Below are 17,059 nucleotides of genomic sequence, written 5' to 3'. Positions count from 1 at the left end.
ATTTTATCATTTCACCCCTCTTTGGTTCTCCCCTGCCTTCCGGCAGGCAGGCCTCGAGGGGGAGGGGCGATTGCGATGAGCCAGAGATCTGACCGGCTCAATTGCAATCAATATTTTATTCAATTATGGAATTAATACCTTATCTATCACATGTACCACTCCATTGGCTCCCTGTACATCGGCTGCCACCACCTTACTTTGGTTTATCATTACACCCGATGAAAGATCCACAGTAATGTTACTTCCGTCTTTTAAGGTTGGAACTTCTCCGTTCGTCAAAGCGGTTGACAGTACATTTCCGGATACCACGTGATACATAAGAATTGGAGTTAACTGCTCAGCAGTCAAATCATCGATTCCTGAAATTTCAAGTTCAGCAAACAATGCATCGAAAGCGGCATTTGTTGGAGCAAAAACGGTAAACGGTCCTTCGGCGCTTAAGGCATCAACCAAACCGACTTTAACCACTGCACTTACCAGGGTGCTGAAATTTTCGTTTGCAATGGCAATATCAACTACCGATGGAGGAAGAATAACCTTATCAACCACATGGATTACACCGTTATCCGCTTCAATATCGGCAGTGGTAACACTTGTATTCGCGTTAATGGTTACGCCCTCACCCACCTGAATGTACATCGACATGTTGTTGTCGCTAAAAGTTGACAGCGTTGGAAAATATCCGGTAGCCAAATCAGTTGACATGGCTTTGCTGCCAATTACGTGGTACAATAGAATTGAGGTCAGCGTTTCTACCGGAACGTCATCGAGCGAAGTGGCTCCCAAATCAGATAGAAGCGCCGTAAAAGCATCGTTAGTTGGCGCAAAAACAGTCAACTCTGCCTCACTATCCGCAACAGCACCAACCAAGTCAGCTTTCATTAGCGCTTCAACCAGAATTGAAAACTCCGAATTAGCCACAGCAATGTCTGCTATGGTATTCGACATTTGTGATTCAGGAACCAAAACAGCATCGATTACGTGAATTACACCATTTGTTCCCTGTATATCGGTAGCAACTACTTTAATAGTTCCGTTTAGCATTACGTCTCCGTCAATGGTCACTTCAAATTCTTCTCCCGAAATTGCCGCAACTGCTCCGGCCGAAAGTTCGGTTGACAAAACATTATCACCAACCACGTGATAGGTTAATATCGATGTCAGATCTTCAACACTTACATCATCTAACCCTGAAATTTCGAGCGCTGCAAAAAGTGCTGCAAAAGCATTGTTTGTTGGAGCAAACACGGTAAAAGGCCCGTCGGCACTTAAGGCTCCTGCCAAATCGGCCTTTACAACAGCACTTACCAACGATGAGAAATTATCTGAATAAGTGGCTAGATCAACAACTGTTGGTGGCAACAACACTTTGTCGATTACGTGAATTACACCATTCGACGCCATTACGTCGGCAGTGGTAACTTTGGCGTTGTTAATCATTACACCGCCATTAACATTAACCAGCAGTGAAAGTGGAGTTCCGTCGGGTGAACCCGTGTTTAATGTTGCCACTGCACCCGATTCAAGGTTGTTCGAGTATGCTAAATCGCCCACTACATGATATTTAAGCACGGCTACTAAAGTAGCTGCATCAATATCGTCGAGGCTGCTTGCGCCCAAATCTGTTAACAAAGTTGCAAAGGCAGCATCAGTTGGTGCAAATACGGTAATATTTTGCTCGGTACTTAAAAATTCAGCCAAACCGGCTTTTTGGGCTGCCTGTATCAATACACTAAACGAGCCCGCTTCAGCAGCCACGTCTACAATCGTTTTTTCCATTTCAGAATCCGGCATCGGATCATCGTCATCATTACATGCAGTAAAACTTAGCGTCAATACCAGCAATAGGACCGGTAGTAAACTAAACCGGTTTTTTGTCTTTTTTAATAATTCAATCGTTTTCATAATTCTAGTTTAAAAGTGGATAAATAAATGTTTCTGTTTTCGTTCTCTGAAATTGTTTTCTTGCCTTCATTTTGTTTAACTACAACTAATACAATCTTAAACACTTTTTGTTTATTATTTTTAGTTTTTTATTAAACATTTATATCTAAATAATATCCACAAACCAATAGATACATACCTTACAGAAGTTTTGTTAATTTTTGTTAAATTCAATTAAGTATGAAAGCAAACAATAAGGATACTGATTTTCCCCACTGATTTTGAAATGGACCAAATGAACCTGCGGATATTTGATGAAAATCTCGCGATTTCGACTATCGCAAAACTATTATTTTGTATTTATTGAAATTGATATATATCACAGAGATGCTTGATATTCAACAGACTATTGATTTATATCATAGTAAAAGAGTAGGATAATACAATCAATTCTTATAAATTTAGAGGCGACATGATCTGAAAAATAAAATGATATTGAGACAAAACGCCTTGTCAATATCACTTTATACTTCTTAGGAGTTATTAGTACACTATCTGCATAACCTGAAATTTTTGGACCATGCAAAAGGACAAGTCTGATTTCCCTGAAATTGAACTCCTCAGAAAAGATATTTTTGTCTTAACCCAACGTTTAAATCTCGTTGAAACCAAGCTGGAAGAACTGCAAAAACAAGGTGTTACACCCGAAAAGAGTATTTCTGCTCAACCGGAGGAAGATTTCGAAGTAAACCTTCCTTTCAACACAAAAGGCTCCATCGAGTTTGGAGTTGGAGAATCAGGAATGGCCTGGCTCGGCAACATTGTACTTTTTATTGGTATCACTTTTCTGGGTTCATATATTCAAAACACCGGCACGGCAATTCTTTCGTCGCTTGTTGGATTTGTTGCCGTAGCAGGATTATATTTAAGTTCGTGGTTTACGCGCCAGTCTTACTCGTTTCTTTCAAAACTTTTCGCATTCAACGGCCATTTACTGATCTACTATTTCACCCTGCGCCTGCACTTCTTCCAGGAAAATCCGGTTGTCGGAAACGAGACTTTTGGACTGATCCTTTTGTTTTTGGTGAGTTTCTCTTTGTTGTACATCTCCTACAGAAAACAATCGCAAACAATGTCGGGCATCGTTCTTACTATGTTGCTGTTTTGTGGCATTTTAGGGAAGAACGTTAGTATTGTATCGGGCGTTACTTTATTGGTTGCCGTTATTTCTATGTTTTTATATTACCGTTTCACTTGGCTGAAACTTACTTTTGCTTTCATTTTTCTTGTCTACCTGGCGCATGTAAACTGGTTGATAAACAATCCGATACTTGGTAATAATCCCGATTTTATTGCATCGCCGGGTTTTGGTTATTGGTTTTTTATTCTTAGCTGGTTTGCTTTTTCCATGCTGGCGCTCCTCCCCCGAAAAGAGGCAATATCAAACGAATTTGTAATTGCCTCGGTGGTATGGAACGGATTGGGGTTTATCGTAATCCTGGGGTTGATTGTTGTTACCTATTTCTCAGAAAATTATGTTCCTATATTTGTTCTGTTAACACTTTTCTGCCTCATCTATTCTGTGGTACTAAAACTTTGGTCGTCGTTAACTATCACCGCCCCAATGTATGTCCTTTTTGGATTTTTATCGCTGAGTGTTGCCATCTATGGCATTTTCGGGCTACCCGAATCGCACGCCTATTTTGCACTTCAAAGTTTGCTGGTAGTATCGATGGCCCTGTGGTACCGCTCGCGTTTTATAGTGGTTATGAACACACTTCTTTTCCTGACATTGCTAACAGTTTATCTGTCGCAACACGAAAGCCAAAACCAGATAAACCTGTCGTATATGCTTGTGGCCTTTGTTTCCGCGCGTATACTCAACTGGAAGAAAGAACGCCTCAACATCAAAACAGAAATGGTTCGTAACTTCTATCTACTCTCGGGCTTTGTAATGACACTGGTAACTTTTTACTATTTATTCCCCGTATCATACATTACCGCTTCGTGGATTTTTGCCGCAGTGCTTTTCTTTATTCTGAGCCTGCTGCTAAAACGGAAAAAATACCGATGGCTGGCTATCGCATCACTTGTTGCTTCGGCCATCCGGCTGTTGTTCATCGACATGAAAAACGTTGACATTGGATACCGGGTACTTATATTTCTGGCACTGGCAATTATTTCGATTACGGTATCCATTTTATACACAAAATACTATATCAAAAAGAAGGAAGAGACAGACTGATTCCTTCTGTTGAATGAAATTCGCAACTGACTAATCAAACAAATATGAAGCTCAAAAAAATTCAGAAAGGCCCATTACCCCTCCTGGTTCTGGTACTGTTCATTTTCGGCTACGGTTGTTCAAGTCAACTGTCTGAAGCTGACAATCACAATCCGGAAATAAACAATTCGACGGAACAAATCGCAGTTAAAACAGCCGGTATTACAGAAATTGCGGTTGAAGCGCCTCCGTTAACCGATGGCATTTTTCCTTGTAACGATTGCCACTCGGAGATAGAAGCCAATCCGGAGAGAAGAGAACTGGTTGACATGCACGACGACATTACAGCAATCTTTAACCACGATAGTGATAACCGGTGGTGTTTAGATTGCCACGACCTTAATAACCGCGATTCACTTAGGCTGGCCAGTGGTCAATTACTGGACTTTAAAGAATCGTACAAATTGTGCGGACAGTGCCACGGATTAAAACTTCGAGACTGGAAAGTGGGAGTTCACGGCAAAAGAACAGGCGAATGGAACGGGAAAAAGGAATATTTGCTTTGTGTGCATTGCCATAATCCGCATTCGCCAAAATTTGAGTCGCTAACACCGGAACCGCCGCCGGTTATGCAGGAGAGTATTAGCTATATGAACCTTAAAGTGAACGACGATGAAACAGAATAAATCAAGAAGATCCTTCCTGAAAAATATATCCCTGGCTTCAATGGCTGCGCTGACTGCTACCGGATGTAACATGAAAGAACTGGACGAATTTTTCCAGCGTAACTTCAGAACCCTTTCAGATAAAGAAAAGGAAGACATTATTAAGAATCTGGAGCAAAAGTACAAGGAGAAATACAACAAAGAGTTTCAGGTTTCGTCACAACCGGCCATGGAGCAGGTTGAATTTGCTTATGCACTCGATTTATCGCGTTGTGTGGGCTGCCGCAAATGTGTTTATGCCTGTGTAGATGAAAATAACCAATCGCGGTCGCCACAAATTCACTGGATTCAGGTGCTGCAAATGGAAAAGGAAAAAGGAATTGACTTTGCCCATTCCGATGTGCATTACAACCCGGAGAAAGTTCCTGAGAAAGGCCACTTTTATCTGCCTGTTGCCTGCCAGCAATGCCGAACTCCGCAATGCACAACCGTTTGCCCGGTAAAAGCAACCTGGCAGGAACCCGATGGAATTGTAGTTATCGATTATAACTGGTGTATCGGTTGTCGTTATTGTATGGCCGCCTGCCCGTATGGAGCACGGCACTTTAACTGGGGCGAACCCGAAGTTCCGGAAGAGGACCTCAATACCGATTTACACTACCTCGGAAACCGACCTCGCGTAAAAGGTGTAGTTGAAAAATGCACTTTCTGCATTCAGCGCGTACGAAAAGGGAAATATCCGTCGTGTGTTGAGATTTGTCCGGTTGGAGCACGCAAATTCGGAAATCTGCTTGATCCTGAAAGTGAGATCAGATATATACTCGAAAATAAACGGGTACTGGTGCTTAAAGAAGAGTTAAATACACAGCCGAGATTTTATTATTTCTTCGGTGTGTAACTCCTTTCTGCAAGCTACTTTAAACAAGAAATTAAGAAATAACTAAGAATTTTCGCTATGAATTTCATTCGCTTTATAAACGGGAGTATCAAATTAATCCTAAAAGGTTCCAACGCTTATTACGCCTGGTTGTTCTTTCTTATTGCACTCGCACTTTGGGGAGCATTTGGTTATGCCGATCAGCTAAACGAAGGCCTGATAACAACAAACATGCGCGATTCCGTTTCGTGGGCATTTTACATTGGCAACTTCACGTTTCTGGTCGGAATTGCAGCTGCCGCAATTATGCTCGTAATTCCGGCATATATTTACAACTGGAAACCCATAAAAGAAATCGTGATTTTTGGAGAACTACTGGCTGTTTGCGCAGTAATTATGTGTATTGCGTTTATAGTTGTCGACATTGGAAATCCGCTTCGTTTCTGGCACATGCTACCACTGGTTGGCACCATGAACTTCCCATATTCAATGCTCTCGTGGGACTTTTTCTTCCTGCTGGCCTACCTTATTATCAACCTCACTGTTGTTACACATTTGTTGTATTCCATTTTTTACAAGAAACCCTACAATAAAAAAATGGTGCAGATTATCGTGCTGATAAGTATTCCAATGGCCGTTGGAATTCATACCGTAACTGCGTTTTTATACAATGCCTTACCCGCCCGTCCGTTTTGGAACAGTGCCCTGCTGGCGCCACGATTTTTAGCATCCGCGTTCTGTTCAGGCCCGGCCATACTTATTATACTATTTCAGATACTTCGAAAAATCACCAAGTTCGAAATACAAGACAAAGCAATCTGGACCATTGCCGAGTTAATGGTTTATTCCATGTTTATCTACTTGTTTTTCACGATTGCCGAACTGTTTAAAGAATTTTATTCAGGAACCGAACACCTCCTTTATTGGAAGTATCTCCTTTTCGGAATTGGCGACTCAAAAGAAATTGTGCCCTACAGTTGGTCTTCAATAACGATGGGATTTATTGCCTTTGTGCTCTTCCTGATACCGAAAACCCGTAAAAACTTTGTGACACTAAACATTGGAGCTGTGCTGATTTACGCCAGTGTTTACGTTGAAAAAGGAATTGCCCTGATTATCCCCGGATTTACACCGGATGTTTTGGGACAAATTTACGTTTACACTCCTTCAATGACTGAAATCAGAACGGCAGCAATGATCTTCTCGCTGGGATTTTTGCTTTTCACATTCCTGGTAAAAATTGCCATTGCCATTGTTTTTGAGAATTACAGAATATCAGACATTAGTAAAAAAGAAAAACATTTAATTCGCGAAATGCCAACAACCTAAAGAATCCCTCTTATTTAAACCATTCACACAAAATTTTCCAATTCTAAAAACCGGATTGTGCATACATTTGGTGAATCACTCCCTCCATATTTATTTTATTTCTGGATAATAATCATATTTTTACAGAACATAATAATAAACCTCTGGAACAATCCAGACCTTTAATTCATTAAAAAGATTACTATGAAATCCGTTAAAACCTTAATCACATTAGCCTTTATTCTTTTTTCGTTGTCATGTTTTAGCCAGGTAAAAGTCACCAGCTACTCGATCTACGCCGTTGGAGTTTCCGCTCCTTTTAATGATCTGTTTTCAGGAGAAATAAAAGTATTCACCAATCAAGGTCAACTACTTGAAAACACCAGCATTGAACTCAGCGGCAGCTATAAATTTGTGCCGCAACCCTACCATCAGTTTTCTGTTGGTTTAGGCTTTGGTCTTATCCCCGAATCCGGAGAAGATGCCTTCTTTTCGGCTCCTCTATCGTTGGAAATTTTCCCGATACAATCGTTTAAACAACTTTCTGTGGTAATTGAAGTTGCGCCGGAGTATTATTTTAATAACGAAGTTCTTAATCTGCGACATTTATGGGGAATCAGGTATTCCTTTGAAAAAAGTACCCGAAATGATGCATTCTGAACAATTTAAGCCCGGCAAGAACAAGACCTTTTTATCCCAATTTCGTTCAGTTTTACCATAACATTAATTTGAGCCCATGATTAATATGATTTTTGTTAACATTAGCCAAAAACCATAGTGATTCTGAGGTGCGTACAGTTAAAACCCCTAATTTTGCCACTCGATTTTCAATAACAATTTTCAACATGGCAGATAAAGAGCAAAAACTGTTCACCGATTTTGCACCCATCACAACAGAAGAGTGGGAAGCAAAAATTAATGCCGATTTAAAAGGCAAAGACTACGAGCGCTCTCTCGTTTGGAATACTTACGAGGGATTCAAAGTTCGCCCGTATTACCGTCAGGAAAACCTTGCAGGAAAAGAATACCTGGAAAGCTTACCGGGAGAATTTCCATATGTGCGGGGAAACAATAAAACCAACAATGATTGGTTCATTCGTCAAAACATCTTTGTTACCGATTTTGAAGAAGCTAACAAGAAAGCTTTAGAAGTGCTTGGAAAAGGTATCACCTCTTTAGGTTTCCTTTTCAGCGAATGTGGTTCGGTTACCAAGGAAAGCCTGGGTGTGTTGCTAAAAGACATTTGTCTGGAAGCAGCCGAAATTAACCTGGTTTGCCCTTGCGACAACAACCATTGCGCTGAAGCTTTTGCAGCTTACGTTTCGGAAGGCAACTGGGACAACGATAAAGTGATTGCTTCGGCATCACTCGATCCTATTGGCACTTTCACTTTAAAAGGTAAAATTGAAGAGGATGCAGTAGCAAAACTGGTTCCGGCTGTTGAGGCTGCAAAAGCCGTTAAGAATTTCCGCGTAATTGGCGTTCACGGAAAATTCTTCGCAAACAGCGGATCATCTATCGTTCAGGAGTTGGCCTTCGCGCTGGCACAAGGTGCTGAGTACTTAACACAACTAACCGAAGCCGGTGTTAGTGTTGACGATGCAGCCAGAGCGATTAAATTCAACATGGGTATCAGCAACAACTATTTTATGGAAATAGCCAAGTTGCGTGCCGGCCGACTTTCATGGTCGAAGATTGTTGAAGCTTACGGACCGGAGTGCAAGTGTTCGTCAAAAATGATCGTTCACAGCGAAACCAACCGTTTCAACAAAACGGTTTACGATCCGTATGTAAACATGCTGCGTACACAAACCGAAGCGATGTCGGCCACTTTGGGTGGTGCACACTCGGTTACCGTACTTCCTTTTAACGCTATTTACGAAGAAACTACTCCATTCTCGGAGCGTATTGCACGTAACCAGCAGATCTTGTTAAAAGAAGAATCGCACTTCGATAAGATTGCCGATCCTTCAGCAGGTTCGTACTACATTGAAACACTTACTGAAGCGTTGGCCGATCAGGCCTGGGAACTTTTCCTTGCTGTTCAGGAAAAAGGTGGTTTCATTGCTGCTTTCAAAGATGGATTTGTTCAGGCAGAGGTTAAAACAATGGCTGCTGATCGTGACAGAAAGATCGCTCAGCGTCGTGAAAATCTTTTAGGAACCAACCAGTTCCCTAACTTCACAGAGAACATGAAGGCTGATTTCGACGGTTCGTTGTTCGAACCGGTTGACCTGACTGAAGAAGGTGCTGAAGTGGAAACACTGAAACCTTACCGTGGTGCTCAACCATTTGAGACATTGCGTTACACAACCGATATGTACGCACGCGAGAACAAACGCCCGCTGGCATTTATGCTAACCATTGGTAACCTTACTTTCCGCAAGGCACGTGCACAGTTTAGCTGTAATTTCTTTGCAGTTGCCGGTTTCGAGGTACAGGATAATAACGGATTCACAACAGTTGAAGAAGGTGTTGCCGCAGCAAAAGCAGCAGGCGCCGACATTGTTGTGGTTTGTAGTTCGGATGAAGAGTATGCTGAGATTGTTCCTGCAGTAGCAGAGCAATTGGGTGAAGAAATTTTGGTTGTTGCCGGAGCTCCTGCTTGTGCGGATGAGCTGAAAGCAAAAGGAATCACAAACTTCATTCACGTGAAAAGCAACATTCTGGAAGAACTTAAAGCGTATCAAACAAAGCTAGGTATCTAAATCAAATGATACTGGATGTCAGATCCTCGATTCTGGATATTCAGAATCAAGTATCCAGAATCAAGAATCCAGTATCTAAAATCAAGTCAAAATGAAACCGAATTTTAAAGATATAAATATCAAAGCAGCTACCGAGCAAGCGAAAGTTGCCGACTGGGCTGCAAAAAATAACATTAAAAAAGACTGGGTAACGCCGGAGCAGATTCCTGTGAAACCGGTTTACACCAAAGAAGACCTTGAAGGAATGGAGCACCTGAACTATGCAGCAGGTTTGGCACCTTACCTTCGCGGACCTTACTCGGCAATGTACGCCATGCGTCCATGGACAATCCGTCAGTACGCTGGTTTCTCAACTGCCGAAGAATCAAACGCATTCTACCGCCGTAACCTTGCGGCCGGTCAGAAAGGTTTGTCAGTGGCATTCGACCTTGCTACACACCGCGGATACGACTCTGACCACGAACGTGTGGTTGGCGACGTTGGTAAAGCAGGTGTGGCTATCGACTCTATCCTGGATATGAAGATCCTTTTCGATCAGATTCCTCTGGATAAAATGTCGGTATCGATGACCATGAACGGTGCTGTTCTTCCTGTGCTGGCATTTTACATTGTTACAGGTTTGGAACAAGGCGCTACTTTAGAGCAACTTTCAGGAACAATTCAGAACGATATTCTGAAAGAATTTATGGTGCGTAACACATACATTTACCCACCGGAATTCTCGATGAAAATTATTGCCGACATTTTTGAGTTCACGTCTCAAAATATGCCGAAATTCAACTCGATCTCCATTTCGGGTTACCACATGCAGGAAGCCGGTGCAACTGCCGACATTGAAATGGCTTACACCCTTGCCGACGGTTTGGACTACTTGCGCACAGGTGTTAAAGCCGGTTTGGATATCGATGCTTTTGCGCCACGTTTGTCCTTCTTCTGGGCCGTGGGAATGAACCACTTTATGGAAATTGCAAAAATGCGTGCTGCTCGTATGATTTGGGCAAAACTGGTTAAACAGTTTAACCCGAAAAATCCAAAATCGATGGCATTGCGTACACACTCGCAAACTTCGGGCTGGTCGTTAACCGAGCAGGATCCGTTTAACAACGTTGGCCGTACTGCTATTGAAGCAATGGCAGCAACACTGGGTGGAACACAAAGTTTGCACACCAACGCGCTTGATGAGGCGATTGCATTGCCAACCGACTTCTCGGCTCGTATTGCACGTAATACGCAGTTGTACATCCAACAGGAAACTGAACTTTGTCGTTCGGCAGATCCTTGGGCAGGTTCGTACTACGTTGAGGCATTAACACACGAGCTGGCACAAAAAGCATGGGCACATATCGAAGAGGTTGAAAAACTGGGCGGTATGGCCAAAGCTATTGAAACCGGTGTGCCAAAAATGCGTATTGAAGAAGCCGCAGCGCGTGCACAGGGACGTATTGATGGTGGAACTCAAACCATTGTGGGTATCAACAAATACCGTTTGGAGAAAGAAGATCCGATCGACATTCTGGATATCGACAACACTGCAGTTCGTAAATCGCAAATCGAAAGATTGAACAAGCTGCGTGCCGAGCGTAACGAAGAAGACGTGCAAAAAGCGTTGGCAGCCATTACAAAAGCTGCCGAAACAGGCGAAGGCAACTTGTTGGCCTTGTCGGTTGAAGCCGCTAAAAAACGTGCTTCGTTAGGTGAAATTTCAGACGCTTGCGAAAAAGTTGCAGGACGTTATAAAGCAGTAATCAGAACTATTGAAGGCGTGTATAAAGCAGAAGCACAAGACAAGTCGGAGTTCCAGGAAGCTCAGGCTTTAGCGAAGAAATTCGCAGAGATGGAAGGCCGTCAGCCACGTATTATGATCGCTAAAATGGGTCAGGATGGTCACGACCGCGGAGCAAAAGTTGTTGCTACCGGTTATGCCGACCTTGGTTTCGATGTTGACATGGGACCATTATTCCAGACTCCTGAAGAAAGTGCTAAACAAGCCGTTGAAAACGATGTGCACGTGGTAGGTGTTTCTTCACTGGCAGCCGGTCATAAAACACTGGTTCCTGCCATTATCGAGGAGCTGAAAAAACTGGGAAGAGAAGACATCATGGTTATTTGTGGTGGTGTAATTCCTCACCAGGATTACCAATACCTCTACGATGCAGGTGCAGTTGCCATTTTTGGCCCGGGTACCAGCGTTGCAGGTGCAGGTAAAAAAATCCTTGAAATTTTGATCGAAGCTTATAAAGAAGACTAGCTTTAAATGCAAGACTAAATAAGAAGTCGCTATATAACTTCTACGAAGCCGGTTCCGTTTGGGACCGGCTTTTATTATTCCAAGTACTCAATCCTAAATCTTTCTTTGTCTTGTCTCCAAATTCGACATTCTCTAGGATAGAGATAAAGTTCTTCTTTTTTCATAAATAGATGTCTTACTTTAATCGAATTAGGAAAAGCTAAGTACGAAAGCAACTCATTTTGAAGTTTGGTCTTTTCATTTGTTAGGTATAGAAATTGCTCTCTATTTTGGTACACGGAATATTGTGAGTCAAAAAAACGATTCCCTAGCAAGATTTCTTCAATTGACTCAGGAGTATAATTCTTTTTCCGATCTTCAATCTTTGGTTTAAAAGTTAAGGGATCAATTAAGCAATCTAAAAATACAAATCTCCACTCATTTTCTTTATCCCACTTATTGTCTTTTTGTGTTGACCATCTTATAATTCTCGGGAACAAATCAATTATATTCCTTGTTGCGATAGAATCAGCAGAGAATTTATCTAATTTATCTTTTTCTAAATATTCAACCAAAAATGGCTGATGCCATATTTTTAGTAACTCTGAACTTTTAAATGAGATTGCAAATCCTTGCTGATTAGTATAATATCCCCACATTAGATCTTGATTCTCATATGCTGGATTATTAAGACAGATTATTCCTATAAATCCAAAGAAAAAATTAAAGAAATTTTCTTTGTTTATATTATTATCATTTTGCCAAATGCTTTTAAATAATGGATTCACTGAATTAAGCATAGTCTCTTGTGAAAAAATCATTTCATCCCAGACTTGAACGGGGCAATCAAATGGATCATTAAAACTTAAAGGATTGGCAGAAAATAAATAATTCTTTATTAAAGCATCCACACTGTTTTGGGTAATAGAGTAAAACTTAAGCAAATTTTTTGGAGGTACTGTCTCTTTGGGATATTCTATCTTATTAAGAATATGACTTGCTGACACACGACTTGTATGAATTCTCTGATTCTCTTTGCCCTTATTCGAAATATAGCATACTTTTTCAGTCATTTTTATTTAAAGATACAAAACATAAAATTATGCGAAAAGAAAGCCTCTTCCCTATAACACTGATTCGAATTACCCGTGATTTTTAGCGCGGTTCTCTATCCAACCCGTCCCGGGTTGTGTTTACAACATCTTACAATGTTGCTATTATAGTCGAACGCTTACTGCGTTCTTTTTCTGCGCATTCTATTTCGTTCAAATAATTTAAAACTCGGTACGAGTTTGATTCTAGTAACAATACCAACCACAATCCCAAAAAAGAATCCGGTACGGATTCGATTATAGCAACAGCACACAAAAAGATGCAAAACACAAACAATAGCGAACGATTTACTACAAGTATCAATATCTTAATGTATATATGACATCAGTCAGTTCGTAAAAATGAATTTATGCTACTTTTACCAACACAATTAAGTCAAAAACTAAAATCATCAACATGAAGAAAAATCTCTTTTTCATTTTACTGTTTCTGTTTAGTACTACCAGTGCTTTTGCACAATACACACCGTTTTACCAATACACCTTACTGCCTCCTGAGGTAATGGATGAAATTATCGGAGAATCATCGGGCGAAACGGCAATCAATCACGTTATTGAAATGGTGGGTTACCAGCGTAACCGGCCGGCAAGTGAATATGGTTCTGCATATTTCCGCGAAGGGAAATACGTGCTGGACAAATTAAATGAATACGGAATTGCCGGAGCAGAAATAGAACGTTTCGACGGCGGTAAAACCTGGGACGGAATAAAAGGAGAATTATGGGAAGTAGAACCGGGAAAAATAAAACTGGCCGATTATAAAGATATTGCCCTTTCGTTGGCAGAAGGAAGTAAACCTACCGATGTAACTGCCGAATTGGTGTGGGTGGAAGAAGGACTGGAAAACGACTTTGAAGGATTGGACGTTAAAGGCAAAATTGTTGTAACATCCGCTAAGGTTAGCAGAGTTCATAATACAGCAATTGAAAAAGGTGCACTGGGTGTTGTTGCTTTTGGCTCGAGCCGCGAACTTACTGCTCCACTTGCCATCCCTGCCAGTGGGATCAGGAGCGAAAACGCCACTTTTGGTTTTTACCTCACGCCGCGTGAAGGTTACAAATTACGCGACCGTTTGATTCGTGGCGAAAAAATTAAAGTACATGCTGTTGTCGAGTCGCAAATGTTGCCTTACGATTTGCAGGTACCAACCTGCGTTATTCCGGGTAGCGATCCTGACGCCGGAGAGATAATTCTTTCGGCACACATTTTTGAAGGTTATACCAAACAGGGAGCCAACGATAACGTTTCAGGTGGTGCAGCCATTTTGGAAGTGGCACGCATCATCAACCAGTTGGTTGCCGATGGCCGCATTCCACAACCAAAAAGAAGTATCCGCTTTATCTGGGTGCCTGAATTTTCGGGAACAATTCCTTGGGTAAGTGCCCATGCTGATATTATGGAACAAACGCTTTGTAACATCAACCTCGACATGGTTGGATTGCATCTGAAAAGTAACAATTCGTTTTTTAGCCTAATGCGCACCACATTTGGTAATCCGCACTACATAAACGATGTAATGGAAAACTACTTTGTTTACATGGGTGAAGCAAACCGCGAAATTCTTGCCAACAGAAGTAACAAAAGAATTGCAAATCAGATTATCGCTCCAAGCGGAACGGACGATGCGTTTTATTACCAGATTGAGCAACATTACGGCTCGTCTGACCATGAAGTGTTTAACAACTGGACCACGCATGTGCCGGGCGTAATGCTGATTACCTGGCCTGATATGTACTACCACACTTCGCAGGATACGCCGGATAAACTCGATGCCACGCAAATGAAACGCGCCGCAGTTATTGCAGCAGCCGGCGCTTATAACATTGCATCGGCCGACGAAGAAATGGCCGGATCAATTGCGGCAACGTCATTTTCCTACGGATCGAAAAGAATGGGGATTGAATTGGGTCGTGCGTTGGATGAGCTGAAATACACCGATGCAGAGTCGTTTGAATCGACATGCAAAAAAGTGAAAGCTTATCTGGAAGCTACCTGCAAAAACGAACTTGCCACACTTCAATCGGTAACAGAACTGGCACCGGATAGCAAATTACTTGCTACGCAACTGGAAACCTTATCGGCATCAACAAAGCAGCTTTTCGAGGCCAACTCTGTTGTTCTGGATAATCAAATTGAACTAACAGCTTCAAAGTTTGGGTTAGAAGTCCCGGCATATAAGTTAACAAAACTGGAAAAGGAAGCCAGCGAATTCATTCCTGTTCCTTCGGAAGAAATAAAGGTTGGCGCTTTCCGTGTTGAAGGAGCGGTACGTACTTTACCCAAGGCTATTCAGGAAAAATATCCGTACACAAACATTGCCAGCACTACCGAACTTTGTGCATTGATTAATGGCAAAAACAGTGCTTTGGACATTAAAAAGATGTTGGATACACAACACAAGCAAGTTTCGGATTTACAAAGTGTATTAAATTATTGCGAGTTGCTGAAAGAAGCAGAACTTATTAATTAACCAATAATTTCATGGTATGACTCTGAGTCATCCCATGAATAAGATAAAATTGAAGCCGGTTCCTGATGGATCTGGCTTTTATCTTGGTTACAATTTTTTTAATGCAGCAACTATTTCTTCAACATCAGCTCTTCCTCCGTGAGTGGAGCTAACTTTGACAAACTGCACTTTTCCGGCCTTATCAATTACAAAAGTTGATGGGTAAGCCGTTTCTTTTGGAGCATTCCATCTCAAGCCGTATTTATTTATCATGGAGTAGTTCGGATCAAGGGCAAAATAAAATCCTTCAGGAAAAGTAAAGTCTTCAGCAAATTCGTCTGCTTTTTCCTGTAGCACTTCCGATGGCCCTGGATAAATCATAAGTATCTTTGCACCGTACTTTTTAAATTGATCGGCTTCGGAAACAAACTCCCCTACCTGGCGGGTACAAACCGGACACTGATATTCGGGCCAGCCCCTCAGAACAATCAGAACAAGCGGCGACTCATTGTATAATTTGTTTATTGGAACTTCGCTTCCATCAATTAGTTGTGCAGTAAAATCAATGATTATATCTCCGGTTTTTACGTTGGCATGAGGTTGCGAAAATGCAGGAACAAAAATAAGGACTAATAAAATGGTAATAATTGTTTTCATGTTGAAGTATTTTTTGATAGCACTAAAACATATAACAAAGCGAAAAGTTCTTCATATTTATCAATGGCAAACCACTACTTTTTTTACCGAAAATCAATAACCAAAAGACAAGGAGACAGAAAGCAGTTGTATGAAATTAATTCAATAAAAAAGGCGAATTCCCACGAATCCGCCTTACCTTTTCTCATCATTCAGCCTCTATTCAATTACTACACTATGTTCGTAAATATCATTTTCGTTGGTCAATACTACCTCGTACTCTCCGTAATTTAATTTAGATAAGTCGATGGCCTTGTGTATTGCAAAATCCTTACCCAAAGCTACTTCCGTCAACAAAGTATTGTTTTCGTATACATACAAATTAATATTCTCATTTTCGAAGTTCAAATACGAAAGTATAATCTGATCTCCTTCCTGAAAAAAGTATGGTTCTACTGTTTTTCGCACATCCATTACTTCAACTTCGCCGTACTCAATTGATAACTGCTTACGAATTTCTTCATCACCAGTTCTTACATAATACCAATATGTACCATTGTCAAGTGCCGAAAAGTCATAACGTTTCTCCATCTCACTTCTCGGAACTTCTGAATTCATCTCGTAAATACTATTTCCGTATTCGTCTGTTAATTCAATCTCAAAATGAACCATTTCACCGCTTGAGATTTCAACCACCGTTGCCTCATTTTCGTTGGCTTCCATATTCACTCTCAAATTTCCTGATGCCATGGCAACACTTGCTACACACATTGCAATAATTCCTACAAATAAAGTTTTCATGTTTCTAAATTTTTAAATTCTGATTTCTAATTGTTTTCTACAAAAGAAAGGAATCAATACATACTTTTGTTTATTCTTTCGCCGACATATTTAAACATTTCTATAAAATAAAAGGATATAACCCAATAATAGCAGGCGTTCCAAGGGCATGTTAATTACATGTTAATA

The 17,059-nt window shown here is 41.1% G+C and carries 12 protein-coding genes; 8 read left to right on the top strand and 4 right to left on the bottom strand.

Annotated elements, in window-relative coordinates; translation table 11 throughout:
* Positions 1-123: 123 nt before the first annotated feature.
* The gene (locus G4420_RS16120) at positions 124-1,905 is read right to left on the bottom strand and encodes a fasciclin domain-containing protein (protein WP_163324970.1); all 1,782 of its coding nucleotides are present in this window, start codon (positions 1,903-1,905) and stop codon (positions 124-126) included.
* Between the two features lie 559 nt (positions 1,906-2,464).
* Here G4420_RS16120 and G4420_RS16115 point away from each other — a divergent pair.
* From G4420_RS16115 to scpA, 7 genes are all read left to right on the top strand, one after another.
* Positions 2,465-4,129: a hypothetical protein gene (locus tag G4420_RS16115; protein ID WP_163324969.1), complete on the top strand. Its 1,665-nt coding sequence runs from the start codon at positions 2,465-2,467 to the stop codon at positions 4,127-4,129.
* Positions 4,130-4,173: 44 nt separating this feature from the next.
* A complete protein-coding gene (locus G4420_RS16110) occupies positions 4,174-4,794 on the top strand; it encodes a cytochrome c3 family protein (RefSeq protein ID WP_163324968.1) in 621 nt (206 codons plus the stop codon).
* Positions 4,781-5,671, top strand: coding sequence for a 4Fe-4S dicluster domain-containing protein (locus G4420_RS16105; RefSeq protein WP_163324967.1), 891 nt, complete (start codon positions 4,781-4,783; stop codon positions 5,669-5,671). The genes G4420_RS16110 and G4420_RS16105 overlap by 14 nt, the downstream gene beginning before the upstream one ends.
* Before the next feature lie 57 nt (positions 5,672-5,728).
* Positions 5,729-6,979, top strand: coding sequence for a sulfate reduction electron transfer complex DsrMKJOP subunit DsrP (gene dsrP, locus G4420_RS16100; protein WP_163324966.1), 1,251 nt, complete (start codon positions 5,729-5,731; stop codon positions 6,977-6,979).
* A 183-nt stretch (positions 6,980-7,162) separates the two neighbouring features.
* On the top strand, positions 7,163-7,618 hold the full coding sequence (locus G4420_RS16095; protein WP_163324965.1) for a hypothetical protein: 456 nt from the start codon (positions 7,163-7,165) through the stop codon (positions 7,616-7,618).
* Between the two features lie 185 nt (positions 7,619-7,803).
* Positions 7,804-9,666: a methylmalonyl-CoA mutase family protein gene (locus G4420_RS16090; protein ID WP_163324964.1), complete on the top strand. Its 1,863-nt coding sequence runs from the start codon at positions 7,804-7,806 to the stop codon at positions 9,664-9,666.
* A 91-nt stretch (positions 9,667-9,757) separates the two neighbouring features.
* A complete protein-coding gene (gene scpA, locus G4420_RS16085; protein WP_163324963.1) occupies positions 9,758-11,914 on the top strand; it encodes a methylmalonyl-CoA mutase in 2,157 nt (718 codons plus the stop codon).
* A gap of 74 nt (positions 11,915-11,988) precedes the next feature.
* On the opposite strand, the gene G4420_RS16080 is transcribed toward scpA, so the two are convergent.
* Positions 11,989-12,966 carry a DUF2971 domain-containing protein gene (locus G4420_RS16080; protein WP_163324962.1) on the bottom strand — a complete coding sequence of 326 codons (978 nt, stop codon included), beginning with the start codon at positions 12,964-12,966 and terminating at the stop codon, positions 11,989-11,991.
* 436 nt (positions 12,967-13,402) lie between these two features.
* Here G4420_RS16080 and G4420_RS16075 point away from each other — a divergent pair, with 436 nt between their 5' ends.
* Positions 13,403-15,475, top strand: coding sequence for a M28 family peptidase (locus G4420_RS16075; RefSeq protein ID WP_163324961.1), 2,073 nt, complete (start codon positions 13,403-13,405; stop codon positions 15,473-15,475).
* An 87-nt stretch (positions 15,476-15,562) separates the two neighbouring features.
* On the opposite strand, the gene G4420_RS16070 is transcribed toward G4420_RS16075, so the two are convergent.
* Together G4420_RS16070 and G4420_RS16065 are read right to left on the bottom strand one after the other, a co-directional pair.
* Positions 15,563-16,111: a peroxiredoxin family protein gene (locus G4420_RS16070; protein ID WP_163324960.1), complete on the bottom strand. Its 549-nt coding sequence runs from the start codon at positions 16,109-16,111 to the stop codon at positions 15,563-15,565.
* A gap of 198 nt (positions 16,112-16,309) precedes the next feature.
* Entirely contained in the window at positions 16,310-16,891 is a 582-nt protein-coding gene (locus G4420_RS16065) for a hypothetical protein (RefSeq protein WP_163324959.1), read from the bottom strand.
* Positions 16,892-17,059 lie beyond the last annotated feature (168 nt).

The sequence above is a fragment of the Draconibacterium mangrovi genome, from assembly GCF_010586825.1.
GTDB classification, from domain to species: domain Bacteria; phylum Bacteroidota; class Bacteroidia; order Bacteroidales; family Prolixibacteraceae; genus Draconibacterium; species Draconibacterium mangrovi.
The sequence above is the reverse complement of the archived record's forward strand: the minus strand, read 5'-3'. Positions and strand labels throughout refer to the sequence as shown.